15 protein-coding genes and 3 rRNA genes are annotated in these 25,956 nt (G+C 43.8%); 10 read left to right on the top strand and 8 right to left on the bottom strand.

From position 1 onward, the window contains the following. The first annotated feature begins 46 nt into the window (after window positions 1-46). The 7 genes from SPEA_RS02220 (at window position 47) to SPEA_RS02190 (ending at window position 5,748) form a co-directional block, all read left to right on the top strand. Window positions 47-1,315 carry a type II secretion system F family protein gene (locus SPEA_RS02220; protein ID WP_012153678.1) on the top strand — a complete coding sequence of 423 codons (1,269 nt, stop codon included), beginning with the start codon at window positions 47-49 and terminating at the stop codon, window positions 1,313-1,315. Between the two features lie 32 nt (window positions 1,316-1,347). Further along, window positions 1,348-2,259, top strand: a complete 912-nt coding sequence (locus SPEA_RS02215; protein ID WP_012153677.1) for a prepilin peptidase — start codon at window positions 1,348-1,350, stop codon at window positions 2,257-2,259. A gap of 19 nt (window positions 2,260-2,278) precedes the next feature. Next, the gene (gene coaE, locus SPEA_RS02210; RefSeq protein ID WP_012153676.1) at window positions 2,279-2,884 is read left to right on the top strand and encodes a dephospho-CoA kinase; all 606 of its coding nucleotides are present in this window, start codon (window positions 2,279-2,281) and stop codon (window positions 2,882-2,884) included. 8 nt (window positions 2,885-2,892) lie between these two features. Then, complete coding sequence (gene zapD, locus SPEA_RS02205) at window positions 2,893-3,627, top strand: cell division protein ZapD (RefSeq protein WP_012153675.1); 735 nt, start codon at window positions 2,893-2,895, stop codon at window positions 3,625-3,627. A gap of 59 nt (window positions 3,628-3,686) precedes the next feature. Further along, window positions 3,687-3,926 carry a DNA gyrase inhibitor YacG gene (gene yacG / locus SPEA_RS02200; protein ID WP_012153674.1) on the top strand — a complete coding sequence of 80 codons (240 nt, stop codon included), beginning with the start codon at window positions 3,687-3,689 and terminating at the stop codon, window positions 3,924-3,926. Further along, on the top strand, window positions 3,923-4,312 hold the full coding sequence (gene mutT / locus SPEA_RS02195; RefSeq protein WP_012153673.1) for an 8-oxo-dGTP diphosphatase MutT: 390 nt from the start codon (window positions 3,923-3,925) through the stop codon (window positions 4,310-4,312). Before yacG ends, mutT begins: the two co-directional genes overlap by 4 nt. Window positions 4,313-4,731: 419 nt before the next feature. Next, window positions 4,732-5,748 carry an IS110-like element ISSpe2 family transposase gene (locus tag SPEA_RS02190; RefSeq protein WP_012153491.1) on the top strand — a complete coding sequence of 339 codons (1,017 nt, stop codon included), beginning with the start codon at window positions 4,732-4,734 and terminating at the stop codon, window positions 5,746-5,748. Window positions 5,749-6,516: 768 nt separating this feature from the next. Here SPEA_RS02190 and rrf read toward each other — a convergent pair. The 3 genes from rrf to SPEA_RS02175 form a co-directional block, all read right to left on the bottom strand. Next, window positions 6,517-6,632: ribosomal RNA gene (gene rrf, locus SPEA_RS02185) — 5S ribosomal RNA — on the bottom strand. A gap of 132 nt (window positions 6,633-6,764) precedes the next feature. Further along, window positions 6,765-9,659: ribosomal RNA gene (locus SPEA_RS02180) — 23S ribosomal RNA — on the bottom strand. A 349-nt stretch (window positions 9,660-10,008) separates the two neighbouring features. After that, window positions 10,009-11,551 (bottom strand): 16S ribosomal RNA (locus tag SPEA_RS02175). Together the 16S, 23S and 5S rRNA genes form the textbook arrangement of a ribosomal RNA operon. A 1,178-nt stretch (window positions 11,552-12,729) precedes the next feature. On the opposite strand from SPEA_RS02175, the gene SPEA_RS02170 reads away from it, so the two are divergent. Beyond that, on the top strand, window positions 12,730-13,263 hold the full coding sequence (locus SPEA_RS02170; RefSeq protein ID WP_012153672.1) for a thioredoxin family protein: 534 nt from the start codon (window positions 12,730-12,732) through the stop codon (window positions 13,261-13,263). Window positions 13,264-13,340: 77 nt separating this feature from the next. Here the strand turns inward: SPEA_RS02170 and SPEA_RS02165 are convergent, their stop codons facing one another. From SPEA_RS02165 to rhlB, 5 genes are all read right to left on the bottom strand, one after another. Next, window positions 13,341-16,031, bottom strand: coding sequence for a TonB-dependent receptor (locus tag SPEA_RS02165; RefSeq protein WP_012153671.1), 2,691 nt, complete (start codon window positions 16,029-16,031; stop codon window positions 13,341-13,343). A gap of 482 nt (window positions 16,032-16,513) precedes the next feature. Continuing rightward, window positions 16,514-17,748, bottom strand: a protein-coding gene (locus tag SPEA_RS22575; RefSeq protein WP_086024287.1) for an IS3-like element ISSpe1 family transposase whose coding sequence is annotated in 2 segments (ribosomal slippage) — window positions 16,514-17,391 and window positions 17,391-17,748 — 1,236 coding nt in all. Because the reading frame shifts where the segments join, the coding sequence is not laid out codon by codon here. A 97-nt stretch (window positions 17,749-17,845) separates the two neighbouring features. Further along, complete coding sequence (locus SPEA_RS02150; protein ID WP_012153670.1) at window positions 17,846-20,827, bottom strand: TonB-dependent receptor; 2,982 nt, start codon at window positions 20,825-20,827, stop codon at window positions 17,846-17,848. Window positions 20,828-21,473: 646 nt separating this feature from the next. After that, window positions 21,474-22,385: a Ppx/GppA phosphatase family protein gene (locus tag SPEA_RS02145; RefSeq protein ID WP_012153669.1), complete on the bottom strand. Its 912-nt coding sequence runs from the start codon at window positions 22,383-22,385 to the stop codon at window positions 21,474-21,476. A gap of 13 nt (window positions 22,386-22,398) precedes the next feature. Beyond that, a complete protein-coding gene (gene rhlB / locus SPEA_RS02140; RefSeq protein WP_012153668.1) occupies window positions 22,399-23,709 on the bottom strand; it encodes an ATP-dependent RNA helicase RhlB in 1,311 nt (436 codons plus the stop codon). A 403-nt stretch (window positions 23,710-24,112) separates the two neighbouring features. On the opposite strand from rhlB, the gene trxA reads away from it, so the two are divergent. After that, window positions 24,113-24,439, top strand: coding sequence for a thioredoxin TrxA (gene trxA, locus SPEA_RS02135; protein ID WP_012153667.1), 327 nt, complete (start codon window positions 24,113-24,115; stop codon window positions 24,437-24,439). Between the two features lie 237 nt (window positions 24,440-24,676). Continuing rightward, on the top strand, window positions 24,677-25,942 hold the full coding sequence (gene rho, locus SPEA_RS02130) for a transcription termination factor Rho (RefSeq protein WP_012153666.1): 1,266 nt from the start codon (window positions 24,677-24,679) through the stop codon (window positions 25,940-25,942). Window positions 25,943-25,956: the final 14 nt, after the last annotated feature.

Genomic DNA, 25,956 nt, shown 5'->3' with positions numbered 1-25,956 from the left:
TATCCCCAACTTTAACTACTGCACCTAAATATCAAAAGGATACGTTATGGCGACGGCAACAATTAAACCTAAAAAGACTCGCGCCAAGAAAACGAAAAACCAATCAAAAGTCCTCACCTTCGAGTGGAAAGGCACCAATCGAGATGGCACAAAAACTTCTGGTGAACTCAGGGGCGTCTCTAGCGCAGAAATACGCGCTCAATTAAAGAGCCAAGGGGTAAACCCTAAGTCAGTAAAAAAACAATCTGCTCCCCTGTTTAAACTAGGGGACGCCAAAATTAAACCCATGGATATAGCCATGGTCACTCGTCAGATAGCGACCATGCTTGCGGCAGGCGTGCCTCTAGTCACCACAATAGAGCTGCTTGGCCGTGGTCATGAAAAAGCCAAGATGCGAGAACTGTTAGCAACTATTCTTGCCGAGATTCAATCTGGTATTCCATTATCTGATGCGCTCAGACCTCACAGACAATATTTCGATGATCTCTATGTGGATCTTGTTGCAGCAGGCGAACACTCAGGATCCCTCGATACCGTATTTGATCGTATAGCGACCTATAGAGAAAAATCAGAAGCTCTAAAGTCGAAAATTAAGAAGGCGATGTTCTACCCAGCAGCCGTTGTTATCGTTGCTATCTTGGTTACCTCTCTTTTATTACTGTTCGTCGTGCCGCAGTTTGAAGAGATTTTTAAAGGCTTTGGCGCTGAGCTTCCACCTTTTACCCAATTCGTATTGAAAATTTCAAGGGGGCTTGAACACTCTTGGTATTTTTTTGTACTTGCTATTGGTCTAGCTATCTTTGCCTTTAAGAAAGCGCATCTAGGCTCGCAACACTTTAGAGATCAGGTTGACACCTTTGTTTTAAAAATCCCCGCCATTGGCCCCATTCTGCATAAAGGTGCCATGGCCCGCTTCGCTCGCACATTAGCAACTACCTTTGCCGCTGGTGTTCCCTTAATCGATGGCCTAGAGTCCGCAGCGGGCGCATCGGGTAACGCAGTGTATCGTAAGGCCATATTTAAAATCCGCACCGAAGTGATGTCGGGAATGCAGATGAATGTAGCCATGCGCACCACGGGACTGTTTCCCGATATGCTGATCCAGATGGTGATGATCGGCGAAGAGTCGGGCTCACTCGATAATATGCTCAATAAAGTGGCAAACATTTATGAGATGCAGGTGGATGATGCCGTAGATGGCTTATCAAGTCTGATAGAACCGATTATGATGGTGGTTATCGGCACCGTGGTTGGTGGTCTAATTGTCGCCATGTACTTACCCATCTTCCAGATGGGTAAAGTTGTAGGCGGTTAATTCCAGTATAAAATTCAAATTTAAGAAAAATAATGACTGAACTAATTTCTGTTTTTAGCCAGAATCCTTGGCTTTTTATCGCGTTAAGCTTTGTGTTTGCTGCTGTTATCGGTAGCTTTTTAAACGTGGTGATCCACCGTATGCCGGTGATGATGAAACGTGAATGGCAGCAAGAGTGTAATCACTACCTGAGTGAATACAAAAAGCAGGTGTTCGATAGTAATAAACAGCAACTTGAAGCGCCAATTGATGCGTTTCCTATAAAATACAACCTAGTCGTTCCCGGTTCTGCCTGCCCTAAATGTAAAACCAATATCAAGGCTATTCATAACCTGCCAATGCTTGGCTGGTTGATGCTAAGAGGCAAGTGCGCAGCATGTAGTAACCCGATTTCGGCTCGCTACCCTATTGTCGAGTTTATCACTGCCGGCTTAGTCGCTTTCTTAGCCTGGCATTTTGGCCCAACTTTAGAGTTTGCTCTAACCGCTTTACTGACTTTTTGTCTTATCGCCTTAACAGGCATAGATCTAGACGAGATGCTATTACCCGACCAAATTACCTTGCCCCTGTTATGGCTGGGGCTGATCATTAACTTAGGCGGCACCTTTGCAACAACATCCGATGCCTTAATTGGCGCCGCAGCCGGTTACCTAAGTTTATGGTGCGTGTTCTGGCTGTTTAAACTGCTTACTGGCAAGGATGGTATGGGCTATGGCGACTTTAAGTTACTAGCCGTATTTGGCGCCTGGTTCGGCTGGCAAGTACTGCCTCTTGTTATCTTACTTTCATCGCTCGTAGGCGCAGTAGTGGGTATAGCACTTATTGTGTTCAAGAAATTAAACCATGGCAACCCAATTCCATTTGGACCTTACATCGCTGCTGCAGGCTGGATAGCCATGATCTGGGGCGAGAGCATTACCAACTGGTATCTGTCCACTTTATAATGGCTATGAGGTAAAAACTATGGCTGATTTTATAGTTGGGCTAACAGGCGGTATAGGAAGTGGCAAAACTACCGTCGCCAATCTCTTTGCTGAACTCGGCATTTCGCTCGTCGATGCCGATATCATCGCCCGTGATGTTGTAGCAAAGGGTTCTACAGGACTTATTAAAATTGTTGAGCACTTCGGTGCTGACACACTTTTAGCAGACGGCAACCTAGATCGCTCAAAGCTTAGAGATAAAATTTTTTCTGATGATTCTGAACGAGTCTGGTTAAATAACCTATTACACCCAATGATCAGAGAATCTATGCTGCAACAATGCAAAGATGCTCAAACAGATTACGTAATTATGGTCGTGCCCTTGCTATTTGAGAACGGGTTAGATAGGTTAGTAGATCGAACACTTGTGGTGGATATTTCACCTAAACTGCAGCAACAAAGAACCATAAGCAGAGATGCGGTTACTGCAGAACAAGTAAAAAATATAATAGGCAGTCAGGCTTCTAGAGCCGAGAAACTGTCAAAAGCTGATGATGTCATAGACAATCAAGGAGAGATATCGGCGTTAAAGTGCAAGGTACTCGCACTACATAACTTTTATTTAAAATTAGCCAGTAATTCTTGAATAACGCCATGACTGAATTGATCTATGAACAGCCTTTGAACGAAAAAACTCGTAGCTACCTGCGCCTAGAATATTTAGCGCAGCAGCTGCAGGCCAACCTAGATCAAGATCACCAACATCGCTGTTTTTACCCCTTATTCTCTTTATGCGAGCTAACCGAACGCTGCGATTACCGTGGTGAAATCCTCAAAGACTTAGATAGACAACTGTTTGCCTTATCGAAATGGCAATCACTACCTTCTATTAATGATGAGCAAGTTGAACGATATATATCAAAGTTAAGTACTTGCAGAGAGATATTACAAGCCTCCCAACGACCAGGCCATGAACTACAAAAAGATCGCTTCTTGTCTGCACTTCGGCAAAGATTCAATATGCCAGGCGCAAGTTGTAACTTTGACTTACCGCAACTACATTACTGGCTAGCAAAACCTTGGGAAGACCGTCAATGTGAATATCAAGATTGGGTAAGCCACTTTGCAAGTATACTTTCACCTGTAATTTTGCTACTGGACTTAACAAGGCAGACAACTGAGTACCAATTGCAGCAGGCTTGTGGTGGCTTTTACCAAGGCTGTAGTAAGCAGCCTTTATCTCTAATACGGGTCAAGCTCGCCGCAGAGCAAGGTTGTTACCCAACCATTAGTGGCAATAGGAACCGCTACGCTATTCACTTTGTAAAGTTTGACCAACAAAAACACTCAGATCAAACTATCGAATTCGAGTTGGCAACCTGCGCCTAACACTTTAAAATCTACTAATACACTATCAAGCGTCAGCCTCTTAACTGACAAGGTTCTCTATGTCTTTAACCGTAAAATGCCCAACCTGCCAAACACCTGTTACTTGGAATGCTGAAGCTGAGTTCAAACCTTTTTGCAGTGAACGCTGTAAGCTTATTGACCTTGGTGACTGGGCGTCTGAGAAAAATGCAATTCCAGTTAAACCTGAATTCGCTCCAGAGTTATTAGATCAATTAGGCTACGATGATGCCGACTTTTTCCTAGACAACAATCCATTCGAAGATGATAAAAACCGATGAGCAAACAAATTCATGTTGCTGTCGGAGTGATCCAAGACCCACATAAACGAATTTTGTTAGCGAAACGCCCAGAACATCTTCACCAAGGCGGAAAATGGGAATTCCCGGGTGGTAAGGTCGAAAAACAAGAAACCACCTCACAAGCCCTTATACGAGAGCTAAAGGAAGAAGTTAACTTAGATGTTGTTAGCACCGAGCCTCTGATGGAAATTCACCATGATTATGGTGACAAACAAGTCTTCTTAGATATCCACTGGGTAACACATTTTACTGGCGAGGCTGAGGGCTTAGAAGGACAGCCAGTACAATGGGTCGAAATCGAAAAACTAACTGACTTTGAATTTCCGGAAGCTAATAAAGCCATCTTAGAAAAAATTCTCAGCTAAATTTTATTCCTACAAACATCTATGAGCCACAAAAGTGGCTCTTTTTGCTCTATAGTCACCAAAGCTAAAACTCCTTACCTTCCAAATACTGATTTCCACTCAAATGCTCTGGGATATTTTTTAGCGCCCCCCTATATAGATATAGAAATCTCCGTTAATAGCCTGAAGCAATTTGGTCCCCCCCCCCCCCCCGCAAGCCCGCTGCACTATCAACGGCCTTTCTCGCATCTCTTTCGAGACCACTGCTTTGTTTTCACTTTTACAAAAGTGAAATAAAAATGGCGCCTGTCATGGCCAGCTACGCTAAAGCTTCGCGCTGAACCACATGGATAATGGAATGGACCCATCCACTTTTAATCGGCCTCACAATGGGCCACGATGTAGTTGCTTAAACTCATCAGAAAGAGGACGGGTCCACTATGAACATTACTACAATTGGTCTTGATATCGCAAAGTCCGTTTTTCATTTTGTTGGCGTTAATAAAGCCGGAAAGCTTGTCAAAAAGAAGATAATTAAGCGCAAAGAGTTAGTGCTTTTTCTTGCTCAAATAGAACCTTGCCTTGTTGTGATGGAAGCCTGTGGCGGTGCAAACTATTGGGCTAGGGAGTTCGAGAAAGTTGGCCATCAAGTTAAGTTAATAGCACCCCAGTATGTCGTTCCCTACAGACAAGGAAATAAGAATGACTATAACGATGCACTTGCGATAGCTGAAGCAGCACAACGCCCCAACATGCGCTTTGTAGAGCCTAAGCCAGTAGAGCAGCAAGATATTCAGATGCTGCATCGAATGAGAGAAAGACTAAACAAACAATCTACTGCACTGATAAATCAAGTGAGAGGTATGCTCGCTGAGTACGGCATTGTCATCACAAAAGGAAAAGCGTCTTTTAGGACAAAGCTACCAGATATTCTAGAAAATGCCGATAACGAATTAACAGTCAAAGGCCGAAGTGTTTTTTATCAACTATATGAAGAGTTTAATGACATTGAGAAGCGACTTAAAAACTGTGATGCCCAAGTTCAACAAGAGGTGAAAAGTAACCAAGTATGCCAGCGCTTAGAAAGCGTACCAGGCATTGGCCCTGTGACTGCCACAGCATTTTATGCAGCTGTTGGGCAAGGTAAAGATTTTACCAATGGGAGACATTTTTCAGCATGGTGCGGTCTAGTACCCAAACAGCATAGTAGTGGCGGGAAAAATAATTTGCTTGGTATTAGTAAGCGAGGAAACGCTTATTTGAGAACGCTATTTATCCACGGGGCAAGAACTGTCTTACAGCATAGTTCTAATAAAACTGACAGATTTAGTTGCTGGGCTAGCGCACTTGCAGAAAGGCGTGGCTTTAACAGAGCTTGTGTTGCCGTAGCTAATAAGCTTGCACGAATAGCGTGGGTTATAGCAGCAAGAGAAGATGAATACCGTATCACAGTATAAATTAATCATTAACGCGTCAACTTAACGAGATAATCATAAGTTTTGCTAACCACCAAGTTGCCAAGATAATTGATTTGATGATGAGACAGTCAGACTGTTCTGCTTAAAACCTTGCTTCGCCACAGGCTCTAAAGAAGCCGTAAGGATGATAAGGAAAGTAGAAGCAAATATCCATCAGGGCCAGAGGAGTACCTCAATAACAGGCCGAATATATGGGTGCAATGAACTCTTCTCAAAGTCGATATTAAATACCTTGCAAACCGGATGGGTCCATATATGGTGAATGCAGAAAATGTCCGGAACTATTTTAGGCCATTAGCACATCGCTAGCGCGATATTTGCCCTACTCCACATGGGTATTGAGCCTCACTACGCCCGGGCTTTCTATTTCCCCATGTGCGAGTGGTCAATTCTTACAATAATGAGCCCAGACAAAAACGAAAAAAGCCCGTTGCGTTAGCAACGGGCTTTATCGCTTCTCTTTCGAGAATAAATAGGTGCCTGGAAATGACCTACTCTCACATGGGGGCGAAGAAGTCCTGCTCTGGATGCAACGCATTCAAGGGCTTTGCAGCGCGAGTAACTTGTTACGAAGCTGGAGAACCCGCTTAGCGGCGGGATGACGTCGGGAGTAGGCATTTATGCCTACTTAAGTGGATGAGCCACCTTAAAGGATAAGAAGCAGTTATAAGCAATATAGTGCTATTTTAAAAAGCTCCAAACGCAAAAAAGCCACCTTAACAAGGTGGCTTCTCTACTTAATTTAGCGCCTGGAAATGACCTACTCTCACATGGGGAGACCCCACACTACCATCGGCGATATTGCGTTTCACTTCTGAGTTCGGAATGGATTCAGGTGGTGCCACAACTCTATGGTTTCCAGACAAATTTGGTAAATTTAGAAAGCTGGACTCGCTATGCAAGTCTTAATAAATTGGGTTCACACTACATTAAGTGTTTTCTAATTCTGGTTTCTATAAGAAACATAGTTAACTCATAAAACCCATCAGGGTTGTATGGTTAAGCCTCACGAGTCATTAGTACAAGTTAGCTCAACGCCTCACAACGCTTACACACCTTGCCTATCAACGTCCTAGTCTCGAACGGCTCTTTAGAGGAATTAAATTCCTAGGGATGACTCATCTTAGGACTCGCTTCCCGCTTAGATGCTTTCAGCGGTTATCGATTCCGAACGTAGCTACCGGGCAATGCTATTGGCATAACAACCCGAACACCAGCGGTTCGTCCACTCCGGTCCTCTCGTACTAGGAGCAGCTTCCTTCAATCATCCAACGCCCACGGCAGATAGGGACCGAACTGTCTCACGACGTTCTGAACCCAGCTCGCGTACCACTTTAAATGGCGAACAGCCATACCCTTGGGACCGACTTCAGCCCCAGGATGTGATGAGCCGACATCGAGGTGCCAAACACCGCCGTCGATATGAACTCTTGGGCGGTATCAGCCTGTTATCCCCGGAGTACCTTTTATCCGTTGAGCGATGGCCCTTCCATACAGAACCACCGGATCACTATGACCTACTTTCGTACCTGCTCGACGTGTATGTCTCGCAGTTAAGCTGGCTTATGCCATTGCACTAACCGTACGATGTCCGACCGTACTTAGCCAACCTTCGTGCTCCTCCGTTACTCTTTGGGAGGAGACCGCCCCAGTCAAACTACCCACCAGGCACTGTCCCGAACCCCGATTCAGGGGCCGCGGTTAGAACATCAAAACTACAAGGGTGGTATTTCAAGATTGACTCCACTCCATCTAGCGACGAAGCTTCAAAGTCTCCCACCTATCCTACACATGTAGGTTCAATGTTCAGTGCCAAGCTATAGTAAAGGTTCACGGGGTCTTTCCGTCTAGCCGCGGGTATACGGCATCTTCACCGCAATTTCAACTTCACTGAGTCTCGGCTGGAGACAGCGTGGCCATCATTACGCCATTCGTGCAGGTCGGAACTTACCCGACAAGGAATTTCGCTACCTTAGGACCGTTATAGTTACGGCCGCCGTTTACCGGGGCTTCGATCATGAGCTTCTCCGAAGATAACCCAATCAATTAACCTTCCGGCACCGGGCAGGCGTCATACCGTATACTTCCTCTTGCGAGTTTGCACAGTACTGTGTTTTTGATAAACAGTTGCAGCCACCTGGTATCTGCGACTCCCGGCAGCTTAGAGAGCAAGTCTCATCACCGCTAGGAGCGTACCTTCTCCCGAAGTTACGGTACCATTTTGCCTAGTTCCTTCAGCCGAGTTCTCTCAAGCGCCTTAGTATTCTCTACCCGACCACCTGTGTCGGTTTGGGGTACGATTCCTGCTAACCTGAAGCTTAGAAGATTTTCCTGGAAGCATGGCATCAACTACTTCAGTCCCTTAGGACCTCGTCATCAGCTCTCAGCCTTAAGTACACCCGGATTTGCCTAAGTGTACAGCCTACAACCTTAAACGCGGACAACCAACGCCGCGCTAGCCTAGCCTTCTCCGTCTCTCCATCGCAGTTAGCAGAAGTACGGGAATATTAACCCGTTTCCCATCGACTACGCCTTTCGGCCTCGCCTTAGGGGTCGACTCACCCTGCCCCGATTAACGTTGGACAGGAACCCTTGGTCTTTCGGCGAGGGGGTTTTTCACCCCCTTTATCGTTACTCATGTCAGCATTCGCACTTCTGATACCTCCAGTGTGGGTTACCCCTTCACCTTCAACGGCTTACAGAACGCTCCTCTACCGCACCAGTGTAAACACTAGTACCCATAGCTTCGGTGTATTGCTTAGCCCCGTTAAATCTTCCGCGCAGGCCGACTCGACTAGTGAGCTATTACGCTTTCTTTAAATGATGGCTGCTTCTAAGCCAACATCCTAGCTGTCTAAGCCTTCCCACATCGTTTCCCACTTAGCAATAACTTTGGGACCTTAGCTGATGGTCTGGGTTGTTTCCCTTTTCACGACGGACGTTAGCACCCGCCGTGTGTCTCCCGTATAGTACTCATTGGTATTCGGAGTTTGCAAAGGGTTGGTAAGTCGGGATGACCCCCTAGCCTTAACAGTGCTCTACCCCCAATGGTATTCGTACGAGGCGCTACCTAAATAGCTTTCGAGGAGAACCAGATATCTCCGAGTTTGATTGGCCTTTCACCCCCAGCCACAAGTCATCACCGCATTTTTCAACATACGTGTGTTCGGTCCTCCAATTGATGTTACTCAATCTTCAACCTGCCCATGGCTAGATCACTCGGTTTCGGGTCTACACCTTGCAACTAAACGCGCAGTTAACACTCGGTTTCCCTACGGCTCCGCTATTCGCTTAACCTTGCTACAAAATGTAAGTCGCTGACCCATTATACAAAAGGTACGCAGTCACGGTCTCAAGAACCGCTCCCACTGCTTGTACGTATACGGTTTCAGGTTCTATTTCACTCCCCTCACAGGGGTTCTTTTCGCCTTTCCCTCACGGTACTGGTTCACTATCGGTCAGTCAGGAGTATTTAGCCTTGGAGGATGGTCCCCCCATGTTCAAACAGGATGTCACGTGTCCCGTCCTACTCGTTTTCACGTAAAGTTAGTTTTCATGTACGGGGCTATCACCCTGTGCCGCTGTGCTTTCCAACACATTCCACTAACACCCTCTACGCTTAAGGGCTAATCCCCGTTCGCTCGCCGCTACTAGGGGAATCTCGGTTGATTTCTTTTCCTCCGGGTACTTAGATGTTTCAGTTCCCCGGGTTCGCCTCACTACACTATGTATTCATGTAGTGATACATGCTTATGCATGTGGGTTTCCCCATTCGGACATCGTTAGCTCAAATGCTTGTTACTAGCTCGCCAACGCTTTTCGCAAGTTACTACGTCCTTCATCGCCTCTGACTGCCAAGGCATCCACCATATACGCTTAGTCACTTAACCATACAACCCAAATAAGTCTCTATGAGATATATCCGTTGTTCTGAGCGGGTAAGCTCACAACAGCCGTATCGTAACTAATGGTTTCTACTTTCGCCAAAATTAGAATTTTTATCTCATCATCCAACAAGTTAATGTTAAACAACGAGCTAAGACACTTAATGTTAAGTGTTTATAGAACTCAATTTTTTAATTTCGCAATAATCTTTCGATTATTACTATCAGCTTTCCAAATTTTTAAAGAACGATATCAACTACGTGAAGTAGGATATTTCGTCGCTCATCCCTACAAAGTAGAGACAAACAAGCAATCTGTGTGAACACTCAACAACTATTAAGTTAGTCGTATAGGTAAGGAGGTGATCCAGCCCCAGGTTCCCCTAGGGCTACCTTGTTACGACTTCACCCCAGTCATGAACCACACCGTGGTAAACGCCCTCCCGAAGGTTAAGCTATCTACTTCTGGTGCAGCCCACTCCCATGGTGTGACGGGCGGTGTGTACAAGGCCCGGGAACGTATTCACCGTAGCATTCTGATCTACGATTACTAGCGATTCCGACTTCACGGAGTCGAGTTGCAGACTCCGATCCGGACTACGACCGGCTTTGTGAGATTAGCTCCACCTCGCGGCTTCGCAACCCTCTGTACCGACCATTGTAGCACGTGTGTAGCCCTACTCGTAAGGGCCATGATGACTTGACGTCGTCCCCACCTTCCTCCGGTTTATCACCGGCAGTCTCCCTAAAGTTCCCACCATTACGTGCTGGCAAATAAGGATAAGGGTTGCGCTCGTTGCGGGACTTAACCCAACATTTCACAACACGAGCTGACGACAGCCATGCAGCACCTGTCTCAGAGTTCCCGAAGGCACTAAGCTATCTCTAGCGAATTCTCTGGATGTCAAGAGTAGGTAAGGTTCTTCGCGTTGCATCGAATTAAACCACATGCTCCACCGCTTGTGCGGGCCCCCGTCAATTCATTTGAGTTTTAACCTTGCGGCCGTACTCCCCAGGCGGTCTACTTAATGCGTTAGCTTGAGAGCCCAGTGTTCAAGACACCAAACTCCGAGTAGACATCGTTTACGGCGTGGACTACCAGGGTATCTAATCCTGTTTGCTCCCCACGCTTTCGTACCTGAGCGTCAGTCTTTGTCCAGGAGGCCGCCTTCGCCACCGGTATTCCTTCAGATCTCTACGCATTTCACCGCTACACCTGAAATTCTACCCCCCTCTACAAGACTCTAGTTTGCCAGTTCAAAATGCAGTTCCCAGGTTGAGCCCGGGGCTTTCACATCTTGCTTAACAAACCGCCTGCGTACGCTTTACGCCCAGTAATTCCGATTAACGCTTGCACCCCTCGTATTACCGCGGCTGCTGGCACGAAGTTAGCCGGTGCTTCTTCTGCGAGTAACGTCACACCCAAACGCTATTAACGCTTGAGCTTTCCTCCTCGCTGAAAGTGCTTTACAACCCGAAGGCCTTCTTCACACACGCGGCATGGCTGCATCAGGCTTTCGCCCATTGTGCAATATTCCCCACTGCTGCCTCCCGTAGGAGTCTGGACCGTGTCTCAGTTCCAGTGTGGCTGATCATCCTCTCAGACCAGCTAGGGATCGTCGCCTTGGTGAGCCATTACCTCACCAACTAGCTAATCCCACCTAGGTTCATCCAATCGCGGAAGGCCCGAAGGTCCCCTCCTTTCCCCCGTAGGGCGTATGCGGTATTAGCAGTCGTTTCCAACTGTTATCCCCCTCGACTGGGCAGATACCTAGGCATTACTCACCCGTCCGCCGCTCGTCACCTCAGGAGCAAGCTCCCTTGTGTTACCGCTCGACTTGCATGTGTTAGGCCTGCCGCCAGCGTTCAATCTGAGCCATGATCAAACTCTTCAATTAAAGTTTTTTTGCTTCTTCCACCTTACAAGTAAGGCTAAATCAGCGGCTCAACGAATTCTGTATTACATATTGCTATGAACACTCATTCATTAAGTCAATTTTTGATTGCCTCGTGAGAGACAATTTCGAATAACTTAATCTCTGTGAGTGTCCACACAGATTTGCTTGTCATATTGTTAAAGAGCGGTGCTAATCCTATTGAGAACGAATCTCTCAGTTAGCAGCCTAAGACGCTAGGTCGTTGGCTTGAGGAGGCGTATTCTACACTCTCCAGTGTCGGCGTCAAGCGCTTATTTTAAGAAGTTTTTCAAGCGATGATTTCTTAACCAGAAGTCAAAACCCGAAGCTCTTAAAGCGATTATCACCTGAGGTTAATTTCCGTAGAAGTTAATCTCTCTAACACCGCTGCAAGTCCCTTGCTACCTAGCTTTTGCTAAGAGCCATTGGCCTGCTGTGCCGTGTCAGTGGATGCGCATTATAGGGGGTTTTGATCTGAGCGCAAGCGCTTTTTGAAAGAAAAACGACGTTTTTTCAAAAAGATAAAATAAGCACACCATACCCACTAAATACCCCCAGAGTTATCCACAAAACCGTCGTTTGCGGTCACTATTTGTGCGCTGGGATAATGAGTCTAGTACAGTATTTTGCAGATGCACAAAGAATTCTAAACAATTTTCAAATTATCATTCATTCGATTAAGTGCCTCTCTTCATTTTCTACAGCTTCCACATTTTTCACTTCAAAGTAGATCGCAATAGAGCGACATATCAATGCTACTACCTATTTACAGCAAGTCACATAGTTCTATATCAGTATATGTCGCTAGTCCTCTATGAGAAACATAGCTATATAGTCAAATGTCTTACAAGACTACTGCGCATAACGTTATTAATGTAAGCCCGTAACTCTGCTATATAGAAGGAGGCACTTCTCTCCACTAGGCTCAACTTACGCTCCCCCAACAAGTAGAGTACATGTCATAGGCTTTCCTTTATATTAAGCTTTAAATCAGCCTGGCTTAACTTACTCTTAAGGCTTTAGCATTAAATCCTACATTAAAGATGCATTTATTGGATTTAGAGTGATCCCTATAACAATGCGGCGATTGTTAGCTTCAACCATTTGTTAGGACGTGTTTGAATAAACTAAAACCTATTCTTCTTGGCTGAGGTATTATCATGCACAACAACGTTAAAGCATTACTCGCAACCACATTGTTATTTTTCAGTAGTCAAAGTATGGCGAGTAGCGGCTGCGCATTTGAAGATAAACAAGATGGCTTTCTAGCAACTTGCTCTGAGGAGAAACAAGAAGTGATTTTAACTGGTGCAGTAACACATCAAGAGCTTAATGAATTTGACTGGTTTACCGATGAGTATACAAATTATAGCGCTGATGCGTCTGTGATTAGCCAGCTTCAAAAAATAGATACGCCGACAGAGGTCATAGTCATCATAGGTACATGGTGCTCAGACTGTCACCGCGAAACCCCAAGGTTCATTCGTATTATCGAAGAAATTAATAATCCAAACATTAAAGTGACTTATATAGGCGTTGATAGAGAAAAACAAGATCCACAAGGTTTAGCCGCTAATTACGAGTTCAGTCGTATCCCAACCTTTATTGTTGAGCAAGATGGTAAAGAGATAGGACGTATTGTTGAAAAACCCGAAGTGTCTTTAGAAGCTGATTTACTAGGCATTTTAAAGTAGTCAGCTGTCATATAAAAAGAAAAGGCACTCATTGAGTGCCTTTTTTCGTAGGTCAACTAAAACTTATCAATCATAGCTTAGAAACTTTGAGAGAATGAAACCCAGTAGCTGCGACCCATAATGTCATATAAGCTCGAACTGTAATCACCATTTTGCTCAAATGCAGGCTCTTCATCAGTTAGGTTGTTTACACCGATACTGATAGAGTTGTTCCAAGGCATCATGTATGAGTATGTAATAGTATGATATATCAATGAATCTATCTCATACTTTGAACCATCATCATTGATGTCATACGTTGTTTGACCATCAATGTAATCAGCTTTATAGAACAAGCTATGGTCATCGGCAAAAATGTAATTAGTGCTAAAGCTTACACGATCATCAGGTGTTCCTGATGAACCCGCCCAGTTACGAGATACCACTAGTTCACCACCGATTGGCGCACTATCGGTATACTTAATATAGTGAGACCAAGCGAGACCAAGTTTAAACTCTCCCACTCCAGTTTCGAATGTTGCAGCAATATTGGTATCAATACCTTCACGCTCAGCAGTACCAAAGTTTTGCAGCACATTGTCCATCTCTGTTAGCTTACCTGAACTGTTCTGAGAGATGCTAGTCCCTGGGTAAACCACTGAAATATCTGGACGTGCAACGCCCATTGCGTCGGCCGCTTCCCAGAGTTTAGCTTGCGTATAGACTAGCTCATCATTGCCAATCTGACCTATTAGGTTGTCAGTATCAAGCACCCAGTAGTCAACAGTCATGTTGATGTTATCTGTGATATCCCAAACCATACCTAGGTTATAGCTTTCAGACTCTTCAGGACCTAAGTTTTCATTCTTATCAACATAAACTGGAATGCTATTTTCAATCGTACAACCATCAACAACACCCGTTTCCTCATAACATTGCATATAGTTCGTTATGTCGTTCCAACCTTCACTTGGTGTCTGGTTTAACTGCGATAAGCTTGGTGCTTTAAAACCAGTTCCCCAAGATGCACGAAGCAATAATGGTTCAAACAGGTTATATCGGATAGAAACCTGAGGGTTAAACGTATCACCAAAGTCAGAGTAATCATCGTAACGTGCAGCTAAGTTTAGCTCTAGGTTATCAAGTAGAGGAATGGTCATCTCAGCAAAAATTGCTTTAATATCACGTTCGCCTTCACCACCAGAACCACCACTTGCACCTTTTATCAAACCGGCTTCAGATAATGCATCTACTTTAGAGTCTAACGACTCTTCACGGTATGATGCACCAACGTACATTGCTGCAGTACCAGAATCCAGTTCAAACAGATCAAAACCAGCACCACCACTCAACTCAGCATAAGAGGCTGTTTGACGCATATCGAAGTTAGCCATACCGCCACTTGGCGCTACAGAATTTGGATCACGCGGATCCCAACCGACAAACGAATTGGTCGCATCATCCCATGCTCCGACTAGATCTGTTGACGCTCCTTTTAATTCGTAACCGGTACCCCATACGAAGTTATCGTAGCGGTTATAAGTTGCCGCAAAATCCCAATCTACGTATTCGGTAGTGCCTTCTAAACCAATCAAAATGTCATACATGTTGTCATGGTTTTCGCGCACACGGTTACCCGCTGTATCATAACGATATAGCATGCGTGCATCTTCTGGTGTTGCAACTAAATCTAAACCTTCAGCTGTTGTATAAGCTGGCATTGCATCTGGAAAATAGATATAACCAGGCACGGGTGCTGATTGGTCAATGGTTTTATTTGCAGCCCAGTAAGCACGAGCAGTAAGCTTAATATCGTCAGTAATATCGTAGCCATAGTTGATCAAGGTGTTGGTTCTTTCACGATCAACATCGAGTGCAGCAGCATTGGTATAGTTGTATGCACATGCTGTCTCACCAGCATACTTGCTGTCAGACAATGGTCCTATGAAGTTATCTCCATAAACATCAGCACATGTACGATCAGTATTAGAAAAAGGTGCTTGATATGCCCAACCACCATTTGGTCCCATATCTAATGTACGACCAGTCTGACTTAAGCCTACCCAGCTACGGAAATCAGTTGGATCTTCGCCATCTCTCACGTGCGCAGCTGTGTAGGGGCGATCACTCATCAAGATTTTATCTTTCTTGTAGTGCTCCATGGTAAATACAAGATTACCATTTTCTGAATTTAAACCACCGGTGAATGAGAAAGAGTGGTTATCACCGCCTTCAGCTTCAGTTTCTTCTGCACGCGCTTTAAATTCGATACCTTCGAAGCTTTTCTTCAAAATAACGTTTACAACACCCGCTACCGCATCAGTACCATAAATAGCTGATGCCCCATCAGATAGAATTTCGATACGCTCAATAGCTGACGTTGGGATTGTATTAATGTTTGCTGCAGCACCACCAAGAACAGGTGATTTAGCCATACGCTGACCGTCTAGCAAAACTAAGGTGTCACTCGCACTTGCGCCTTTAAGCTGAATTGTTGCTTGTGAAGACCAGCTATTGTTTGCCGTGCCACCATATGAACCGAATGAGTTCAATGTCGATGAACGTAACGCATCACCTACTGTAGAGAAACCAGCGACAGCCATATCTTCAGCAGTAATCGTTGTTACAGGTGTTGCACCTTCCATATCAACACGCTTTAGACGCGAACCGGTAACCTCAATACGCTCTACACTATCTTCCTCTGTTTCCGCGGCATAGACTGGCGCAGAGAGGGCCATTACACCACCACACGCCAAGCTAATAAATTTAGCAACTTTATTAAACTTCATCTTCCATCTCCCAAGAATATAATTTTTATTAGTGCTATTGCTTAAAGAGGCGTATTCAAAACCAAACAAACCACAACAACAAAACAAAGCGGCAACATATGTATCACACACTTTATTTTGTATGCAATATATCATTTCCGCGACAGCTTTGACTTTATTTCAATAAAAAGAGTATTTATTCAACAAGACAAGTTGAACACTCGTGATTTAGATGGGGTTGGTTCAGGGAGGCTGTTAATAAATCGCTGAGAGCGTGGCGTGTAGACTCATATTCAAAAAAGCTATTTCATAGATAAATATTACTGGTACTCAATTTATTAACTAAAAATGCAATACGCATAAAAGGTGTCTAAATATTTCTAAGCATAAAAAAACACTTTTCTTAGTTATAGAACACTGGTGCATGTAAAGAAAGGATCCCAGCTTTCACTGTCGGTAATTAATGGATGATGTCCCGTCCTGAAATAGGTTGACGGTTTTTACTAGACCAGTAGCTTCTGCTGCTGGTCTTTTTTATGCACTTGATTAGGTGTTTTCATACCCAAGCTTAAGTGCGGTCTCAGCTCATTGTATATAAAAATTGACTCCTCAACGAGTTGCTTTAACTCATTAAGGTTGCAGCAAGGAGATAATAGAAACTCTTGCTTTAATATCCCATTTATACGTTCTGCTAGTGCGTTTTGGTAGCAGTCATATCCATCGGTCATTGATGCGCGGATGTCACTTCTTTGCAACGCTAACTGATAAACGGCAGAGCAATACTGTAACCCTCTGTCTGAGTGATGCACTGCTCGATGTTGATACTGCCGATTACTTATCGTCATTTCTAACGCTTTGACTACGTCTGTAGCTTTCATTTCATTACTTAATTCATATCCCATTATTTTACGACTGAACGCGTCAGTTACCAATGATAGATAATGTATGCCTTGCTCTGATTGCACATATGTTATATCACTAACAAACACCTCTTCAGGTGCTGTTGGCACTAACTCTTTCAGTAAATTTGGATGTTTCTTCATCCAATGTTTACTGTTAGTCGTCTTGGTATAATTACGCTTAGGTTTGACTAACAAGCCTTCACTTTTCAAGTAACTAAAGAAGTTATCGCGCCCAAGTTTAATCCCTTTCTCGATGAACTTAGGTTTAAGTAAAAAGTAGAGTTTCTTGCCACCAATCCGAGGCATAAACCGACGGATATCTAGTATCATCGCTCTTACAGGGGCTAACTCCATTGCTCTACAATTCGCTCTTCGTTCTCTTTGATAGATAGCTTGTCTTGTTATACCCAGAAGCTTACAAGCGCGATTTAAGCTCGTTACTTTCTGTTTTTGAAGACTTCTCGCTCCCTGGCTAAGTACTTTTTTCTAAGGCCAGCTCCATATTCTGCATCAATAATATCAACGGCTTCATTGAGTAATAGATTACGTAAGTGCTCATCTTCCAGCTCTTTTTCAAGGCGCTTAATCTTTTGAGCTGGGGTTTCTTTAGCTTTAGTTGTTTTTGGCATAGTCATTCTCACTGGTTGAGTCCAGTCCATCTTACCGTGCTTTCTAAGCCAAGTAAGTACCGTGGAGCGACCTTGGATGCCATAGGTTGTTTGAGCTTGTTTATAAGTCATATCGCCTTTTTCTACGGCAGCTACAACTTGTAATTTAAAGCCTAACGAATAATCTCGCTGTGTTCGCTTAACGCGGGCTGGTATTGGTGTAGTCATTATAAAGTCCTAAATGTGTAAACACATTTCAGGACAAGACATGAAAATAAAAAAAGCCGCATTTGCGGCCTTTTTGTATTTGCGACTAACTTATAAATTAGAAGTCATAACGAACAGATGCTCTAACATAACGTGGAGTCTGGAAACTATCTGGGTAGCCATAACGAAGGTTCTTCGCACCACTATCAAACTCGTACTGCTCATCAACACCTTTAACTCCATCGAAGTTGAATAGATTATATACATTCAACTTGAAGTTCAGGCGACCAGCTTCATTAAAGTCCATAGTGTATGACATGTTTAGATCAATGTTATATATCCAGTCAGTACGCCCCATGCTGCCACGTGGTGCTGCTTCGCCGTCAGCATAGAAGGATGAAGCTCCATACCAATCTCGACCATAACAAGTTCCATCGATTGCTACAGCCTGCACGCAGTAGCCTTGATCTTCTGGATGTATTCCAAAGGCGTTAATTGGTCGACCTGATTGTAGGTATGAGTTAAAACCAACACTGAAATCATCAGTAATGTTATAAACACCGTATAGTTTAAAGTTATGACGACGATCATTTGGTAAGTATCCATCACCGTTATCCATTAGTTCAGGATAATCGAATGACGTAGTCCAACCTGGATCGGCCTGCTCGTTATCCGAACGAACTAAACCTTCAGTATTACCTTCACTCTTGGACCAGGTATAAGAACCATTTAGTGTAAAGTCTTCTGTTACATTACCGCTGAAGTTCAGCTCAATTGCCTTATAAGTACGTTCAGCTTCCGGGAATCCCATCTGATCCGCATTAACATTGACAGTTTCTTTAACTCCGTCACCATCAACATCATAATAGATCTCTGTTCCTATCCCTGGATTCGTTAGGGTTGGGAACCAGCCACCAACAAAGTAATCTTCAGCACTTGTTTCACCATTCCCGGCATGCCACGTATTTGCATCATAGTTATCTAAAATCCATTGGTTCATACCGTAGTTAAACGATACATCTTCAATCGATTGCTTAAGATCGCGATAAACACCACGAATACCAACAGCCCAATCATCACTTACCTGCTGCTGATAACCAATTGCAAATTCATCGGAATACATTGAACCTGCTTTATTGTTAAACAGCTGATCAGCATCAGGTACTGATCCGTCAGCAACAACTCGACGGCTAATTTCATCTCCTAATATTGGAGAGCCATCTGCATTAACACCGTCAAGGTGACTAACAATATGGGAATCATAAGCAGCTGACGCCATACGTAGATTTGTATTTGGAGACACTGGCTGGAAATAACGACCATAAGAAGCATATAGTTTACTAGCCCCATCACCTAATACATCCCATGTTGCACCTAAGCGAGGTGCGAACTGACCGTCAAGATCGACATACTTGTCACCAGAGCCCGTTGTGTTGCTAAACTCGCTATATCGAACACCTGCATTAATAGTTACAGTATCTGTCACAGCCCAAGTATCTGAGACATATAATGCAGTATGAACGTTTTCAGTCTCACTATTTTTGCCCCAAATACGTAAATCCGCATATTCAGTACCTTCTGCCAGACCGTAGGCATTATCTGCGCCCGCAGCAAAATACTCATACCAGCCCTCACCATGAGGTGTATAAATATCAGCAATTTCTAGACGCTCATAGTCATAGCCAGCTCGTAATGTATGATCGCCAATTACCCAGTCTAAATCGATACGGTAAGTAATTCGCTTGTCTTCTGTTTCTGAAGAGCCATAGCCGACCCAATCACCTAAACGCTCCCAAGTTCCAGAACGAAGATCCCAGTAGGTAGATTGATCTAACGTACCTGAGTTATCTTTAGTAGATTGAGTGATCTCACCATACATTGCAGATAAAGTGATATCGTCTGTTAGATAACCTGTATATAGAGCGTTCCAACCAATTCCGCCATAGGTTGTTTCCGTTAGACCAATTTCATCACCACGGCCACCATCATCTGCTCGTTGGAATTCTGTCTTTTCATAATCACCTTCATTACTAAAGGCCATTACACCGATAGAATGATCTTCGTGGATAAACCAATCCACTTTGGTGAACCAACGGTTAGTTTTCCACTCTTTATCACTTATCTGATTCTCATCATATGCAGTGACATCTTCTTCAAATGGATTCCACAAGCCATAGAAGAATAGTTTGTCTTCAATCAATGCTCCTGAAGCCCAAATATTATATTCAGTTTCTTGCCAATAGCCTTCTTTAGCTTCTTCAATAGTGCCGTCATCTTTCATTCGTAACGTCGGCTCAGCTAATGAATCCGGAGCAATTTCAGCTTTTGCCCCAAACTTCCACTCATTATCACCCGACTTAGACACTAAACTTACAACACCACCGATAAAGCGGCCATATTCTGCAGACACACCACCCGTTTGTACTTCAGTTTGTGCAATAGCTTCCCAAGGAAGATCGATGTCTCCCATGCCTTTACGCAAATCAGTAATATTCAATCCGTTTAGGTAATAACCGTTTTCAGCAACTGATGAGCCGCCAATAGCAACGCCACCAAAACCATCATCACCAGCTACAGAGCCAGGGGTTAGCAAGGCAATTGCAGTTGAATCTAACTCAACTGGTAATTGGTTAAGTTCACTCATAGAGATAACTTGTGACGTTGTAGTACTAGAGGTATCTACACGGCTAATTCTTGCACCACTAACTGCAATTCGCTCTACACCAGAATCTTCTAAATCGAGAGCAACATCGAAAGTCAATGCATTACCTATAGTAACTGCAATGTGCTGCTCGCTGACTTTATAGTAACCATCTTTAGAAATGGACACGGTATATTTACCAATTGGTAGCCCTTTGAGAGAGAAGCTACCATTGGCACCAGTTGTCGTTTCTCTCACAATTCCTTTTGACTCATGCTTGATGATCACTTTTGCATTACTGAGGTTCGAACCAGACTCAGTAGTAATATGACCTTGCATCACACCTAAACCATCGGCAGCCATCGCTGCAGGTGCGGATAAAAATAGAACCGAACCGACTGCTAGAGCCGCCAAAGTCTTTTGAGGTCTATATCGCTTTAATGCGTTACTTCCAGACATAATTTATTCTCCCTTAAACATTCCTGAGTAGCGCCTAGCCAAAAGTGTTATTCGTGATTTTCTTGTCAAAACAACCAAGCGCAACAAAATCGTAACATTAAACGAATACTTTATACAATGTACTTTATTCAAAAAGCATCAGGCAAATAAGGGGTTTTAGGGTTTCACAAAGCATAAAGCCTAGATAACACAAGAATAAGCTGTCGGAATTGTTAACAAAATTAACAATTGCAGCGTGTAAAACTTATTAATGATCATTATCCAATAAATCACATTCAATCGGCTCTAATGGGGGGGGCTACCTACTCTCTACACTTATTAAGTCGACATGAGTACTCAACAAGCTGACTTATTCACTCTGTTGTTAGATTTAGACTTAATTCGTTTTAATCAAGCCATATTGATATGTGGGAGAAACTTCAAAAAGATTAACTAGGTTTGGGCGTGAGGCTCCAGCTTAGACTGAACACATGCAATGTATTCTATAAACAGTTTGGCTAATACAGAGTCGTAGAATGATTATCACTGTTGGACAGCAAACTTGTAGCTAAGGGTAAAATACCAATACATTTAGAATAAAGAAGCGAAGTTGTACGACTTATTTTCTGAGGAGGGTAACTAAAAATAGTGAGAACAAGAAATGGATCTAAATATTACAGGCTAAGGTTTGTAAAACCCCTTCACGTAATGCGCCACCTGAAAGGTGAAGTTTTTCTATTTCAAGTAATTCAAACAGGGCCAGCAGAATTGAAATACCAGCTGTAAATGTGGGAGCTCTTTCATGATTTAAACCAGGGATAGCCTGCATAGACACACTATTTTGCGCTAAAATTTCCTGCTTTAAATCCAGTAAAACATCTAAGGTAACAACCGCTGAAAGGTTACGATGATTGAGGAGTTCGACTACCGACTGAACACTTCCCGATGCGCCAACAACACAGTGCCAACCTAATGATTTAAGCTCTGAAAGTTGCTCACCAAGTACTGCTTTTACCTTGGCTTTAGCGTCATCAAAATCTAATTGTTGGAATGGGAAATTACTAAAAAAAGATTCATTAAAAGTGACACAGCCCATAGGTAAACTGGTCTTCAGTAATACCTTTGTACCATCGCCAATAATAAACTCGGTGCTAGCTCCACCAATATCGATGACAAGGCGACGCCCCTCACCTGCAGTGGTCGCGACCATACCCAGATAGATAAGCTCGGCCTCTCGCATGCCAGAAATAATCTCGATAGGGTGACCTAGAATGGGGAAGGCTCGCCGACAAAAGTCATCAGAGTTAGAAATATTTCTCAATGTAGCCGTGGCAATCACAGCTACATTATTAGCAGAAATACCTTCTTTGCGGAGCATCTCTGCGAACATGGTTAGACAATCTAAACCACGTAATAGCACCTCTTCACTCAGGGAACCATCGGCCTGGATCCCTTCGGCTAAGCGGACCTTACGTTTGTACTTGGCAATAACTTTAGGCTGCTGAGCAACGGTTTTCGCGACCAGCATATTAAAACTATTTGAGCCTAACGTAATGGCAGCATAAAGAGGTGGTTTCATTAAGCTTTATCGCCTACGAATGTCTACGCGTTTTGTCATGACGTCGAGGTCCATTGCGCTGCCCACCCTGTGGACGACCAGAACTACGATCACGAGTATTTCGCGTATGGGTACTAGGCTTACGATGAATTCTCACCGGTGGTGGAATATCATCAAGTAGTGCATCGCTGTCATAAGATGTCACTGGAATTGAGTGCTGAATATACGACTCGATAGCAGGCAGGTTCAACGCGTACTCTTCACAAGCAAAGCTGACTGATACCCCTTTTTGACCCGCACGACCAGTACGACCGATACGGTGCACGTAGTCCTCACAATCATCTGGCAGGTCATAGTTATAAACATGTGACACATCAGAGATATGTAAGCCACGCGCCGCAACGTCGGTCGCAACTAAGATATCGATGTCGCCTTTAGTAAATTGCTCAAGAATACGTAAACGTTTCTTCTGCGGCACATCACCCGTTAGCAGGCCTGCGCGATGGCCATCACCTTCAAGCCATGACCATACTTTCTCACAGCTGTGTTTGGTATTAGAAAACACGATGGCTTTTTCTGGCCAGTCTTCTTCAAGCAAAGACAATAGCAAAGGCATCTTCTCCTCCATCGATGGATAGAAGATTTCCTCTTTAATATTCTTTGATGTTTTCTCGTTTGGCGCGATCTCAACTTTTTCAGGCTCATTCATGTGGTCATAAGCAAGTTCTTGCACTTTCATTGAAAGCGTTGCAGAGAACAGCATATTCAAGCGTGATTTAGCATCAGGCATACGTCTAAACAAGAAACGGATGTCCTTAATAAAGCCTAAATCGAACATGCGATCCGCTTCATCAAGTACCACTGCTTGAATACAACTAACATTGATCACACCTTGACGCACATAATCAATAATGCGGCCTGTGGTACCAATCAATATATCAACGCCTTTATCTAATACTTTGCGTTGAACTTCGTAGCCTTCACCGCCGTAAACGATACCGACTTTAAGACCAGTATGCTTAGCCAGTAGATTCGCATCTTTAGCAATTTGAATCGCCAACTCTCGAGTCGGCGCCATAATAATTGCGCGAGGTTGATTTAGTTGGCGTTCGGCTGGGATTGGCGTAGACAGAAGGTGGTTAAAAGTGGCGACTAGAAAGGCCAGAGTTTTACCCGTACCTGTTTGTGCCTGACCCGCTATATCTTTTTTTTCTAATAAAATCGGTAACGACAAAGCTTGGATTGGGGTGCAAAACTCGAATCCAGCTTCGTTAAGTGCTTGATGTACTTCTTTATGTAAAGGGAAGTCAGCAAACTTTTGTGTAGATAAATGTGTTTCGCTCATAGCGCAGGCTTACCTGTAAAAGGTTGCAATAAAAAACTCGATCGTTTGAAATAGCGATAGAATTTTATCACGGAAAATTGATGCACACTCTGAGAAACGTTTAGCACGATATTTTTAGCATCTGTGACGGAATCATTATTCCCTCTATTTTAGCTGATGCGATGAAATCTAAGCGTGTATTTACCGTTCTCTTAGGACAATTTTAAACGCATCTAGGCGTTAAACGTCGTTGACGTAGGCTAACTATGCCTGTAAATCAGCGTCTTGTCTAAATCGTTTTTTGTACTAAAGAATGCCGACATTAATATTTGCATAACTTTTAGCTTGAAAAGTTATTTTACCGACCCAATATACAGGTTAAGCCATTAACAAACCAGCAATGGCAACCAAACTGGAGAACAACATGAGCGACAAGATTGTATACCTAAGCGATGACAGCTTTGAAAATGACGTAATTAACTCAGAACTGCCAGTTCTTGTTGATTTCTGGGCTGAGTGGTGTGGTCCATGTAAGATGATTGCCCCAATCTTAGACGACGTAGCTGAAGAGTACGAAGGTAAGATCAAAATCGCTAAGCTTAATGTTGACCAAAACAACGTATCACCAGCTAAATACGGCGTTCGTGGCATCCCGACTCTATTGCTTTTTAAAGCCGGTGAGCTTGCTGCGACTAAAGTTGGCGCACTATCAAAGACTCAGCTTAAAGAGTTTATCGACGCTCAGCTTTAATCACCAAATTACCGTTTAATCGCAGATCCGACGGTATATAAGTGACTCCCGACACAGCTTCAATAAGAAAATGTGTCGGGTTAAGCTAAACTTCTAGACGCCCCGCCCGGTTAGTGCTACTTTAATAACCAGAAACATTCTAATTAACCCACTTCTCGCTATCCGATCGATATTCAATAAGCTACAAAACCTTTGATCGTAGATGGCATTGCCACGTACAAAACAAGACCCACCACGATGAATTTATCAGAATTAAAAGACACCTCGATTTCAGATTTAGTCCAGCTTGCTCAAGACATGAAGCTAGAAAATATGGCTCGTGCTCGTAAGCAAGACATTATTTTCTCTATCCTTAAGGCCCACGCTAAAAGCGGTGAAGATATTTTCGGTGGTGGCGTTTTAGAGATCTTACAAGATGGCTTCGGCTTCCTTCGTAGCTCTGATGGTTCATACTTAGCGGGCCCAGATGATATCTACGTTTCACCTAGCCAAATTCGACGCTTTAACATGCGCACTGGTGACACGATTTTCGGTAAAATCCGACCACCAAAAGAAGGCGAGCGTTATTTTGCCCTTCTAAAAGTGACCGAAGTTAACTTCGACAAGCCTGAAAACTCTCGCAACAAGATCCTATTTGAAAACTTAACACCTCTACATGCAGAAGAACGTATGCGTATGGAACGTGGTAATGGTTCAACTGAAGACATCACTTCACGTATTCTGGATTTATGCTCACCAATTGGTAAAGGTCAACGTGGTCTTATCGTTGCGCCACCAAAAGCGGGTAAAACCTTATTGCTTCAAACTATGGCGCAAAGTATCACCTACAACAATCCAGAAGTGGTGTTGATGGTACTACTTATCGACGAACGTCCTGAAGAAGTTACCGAGATGCAACGTATGGTAAAAGGTGAAGTTATTGCTTCAACTTTCGACGAGCCAGCAAGCCGTCACGTACAAGTTGCAGAAATGGTAATTGAAAAGGCTAAACGTTTAGTAGAGCATAAGAAAGACGTCGTAATCTTACTTGATTCTATTACTCGTCTTGCTCGTGCATACAACACTGTTATTCCTTCATCTGGCAAGGTGCTTACAGGTGGTGTTGACGCTAACGCACTACACCGTCCAAAGCGTTTCTTCGGTGCAGCTCGTAACATCGAACATGGTGGTAGCTTAACCATTATCGCTACTGCGCTTGTTGATACAGGCTCTAAGATGGACGAAGTGATTTACGAAGAATTTAAAGGTACTGGTAACCAAGAACTACACCTTTCTCGTAAAGCCGCTGAGAAGCGAGTGTTCCCTGCAATCGACTTTAACCGCTCTGGTACCCGTCGTGAAGAGAAGCTGACTACACCGGATGAACTACAGAAGATGTGGATCCTACGTAAGATCCTTAATCCGATGGATGAAGTGACAGGTATGGAATTCCTTATCGACAAGTTGGCAATGACCAAGACAAACGATGAGTTCTTCACTGCGATGAAGCGCGCTAAGAGCTAACTTAGGCGTCATTG

Source organism: Shewanella pealeana ATCC 700345, from assembly GCF_000018285.1.
Lineage (GTDB): Bacteria > Pseudomonadota > Gammaproteobacteria > Enterobacterales > Shewanellaceae > Shewanella > Shewanella pealeana.
Note: the sequence above shows the minus strand (reverse complement) of the source record. Positions and strands in the feature narration are given on the sequence as shown.

What these genes read in the sequence shown, in the direction of transcription:
- SPEA_RS02145 (WP_012153669.1), bottom strand. Translation starts at nt 22,385, where the DNA reads ATGAAACCACCTCTTTATGCTGCCATTACGTTAGGCTCAAATAGTTTT.
- yacG (WP_012153674.1), top strand. Translation starts at nt 3,687, where the DNA reads ATGTCTTTAACCGTAAAATGCCCAACCTGCCAAACACCTGTTACTTGG.
- mutT (WP_012153673.1), top strand. Translation starts at nt 3,923, where the DNA reads ATGAGCAAACAAATTCATGTTGCTGTCGGAGTGATCCAAGACCCACAT.
- rhlB (WP_012153668.1), bottom strand. Translation starts at nt 23,709, where the DNA reads ATGAGCGAAACACATTTATCTACACAAAAGTTTGCTGACTTCCCTTTA.
- SPEA_RS02165 (WP_012153671.1), bottom strand. Translation starts at nt 16,031, where the DNA reads ATGAAGTTTAATAAAGTTGCTAAATTTATTAGCTTGGCGTGTGGTGGT.
- SPEA_RS02150 (WP_012153670.1), bottom strand. Translation starts at nt 20,827, where the DNA reads ATGTCTGGAAGTAACGCATTAAAGCGATATAGACCTCAAAAGACTTTG.
- SPEA_RS02170 (WP_012153672.1), top strand. Translation starts at nt 12,730, where the DNA reads ATGCACAACAACGTTAAAGCATTACTCGCAACCACATTGTTATTTTTC.
- rho (WP_012153666.1), top strand. Translation starts at nt 24,677, where the DNA reads ATGAATTTATCAGAATTAAAAGACACCTCGATTTCAGATTTAGTCCAG.
- SPEA_RS02215 (WP_012153677.1), top strand. Translation starts at nt 1,348, where the DNA reads ATGACTGAACTAATTTCTGTTTTTAGCCAGAATCCTTGGCTTTTTATC.
- SPEA_RS02220 (WP_012153678.1), top strand. Translation starts at nt 47, where the DNA reads ATGGCGACGGCAACAATTAAACCTAAAAAGACTCGCGCCAAGAAAACG.
- trxA (WP_012153667.1), top strand. Translation starts at nt 24,113, where the DNA reads ATGAGCGACAAGATTGTATACCTAAGCGATGACAGCTTTGAAAATGAC.
- SPEA_RS02190 (WP_012153491.1), top strand. Translation starts at nt 4,732, where the DNA reads ATGAACATTACTACAATTGGTCTTGATATCGCAAAGTCCGTTTTTCAT.
- zapD (WP_012153675.1), top strand. Translation starts at nt 2,893, where the DNA reads ATGACTGAATTGATCTATGAACAGCCTTTGAACGAAAAAACTCGTAGC.
- coaE (WP_012153676.1), top strand. Translation starts at nt 2,279, where the DNA reads ATGGCTGATTTTATAGTTGGGCTAACAGGCGGTATAGGAAGTGGCAAA.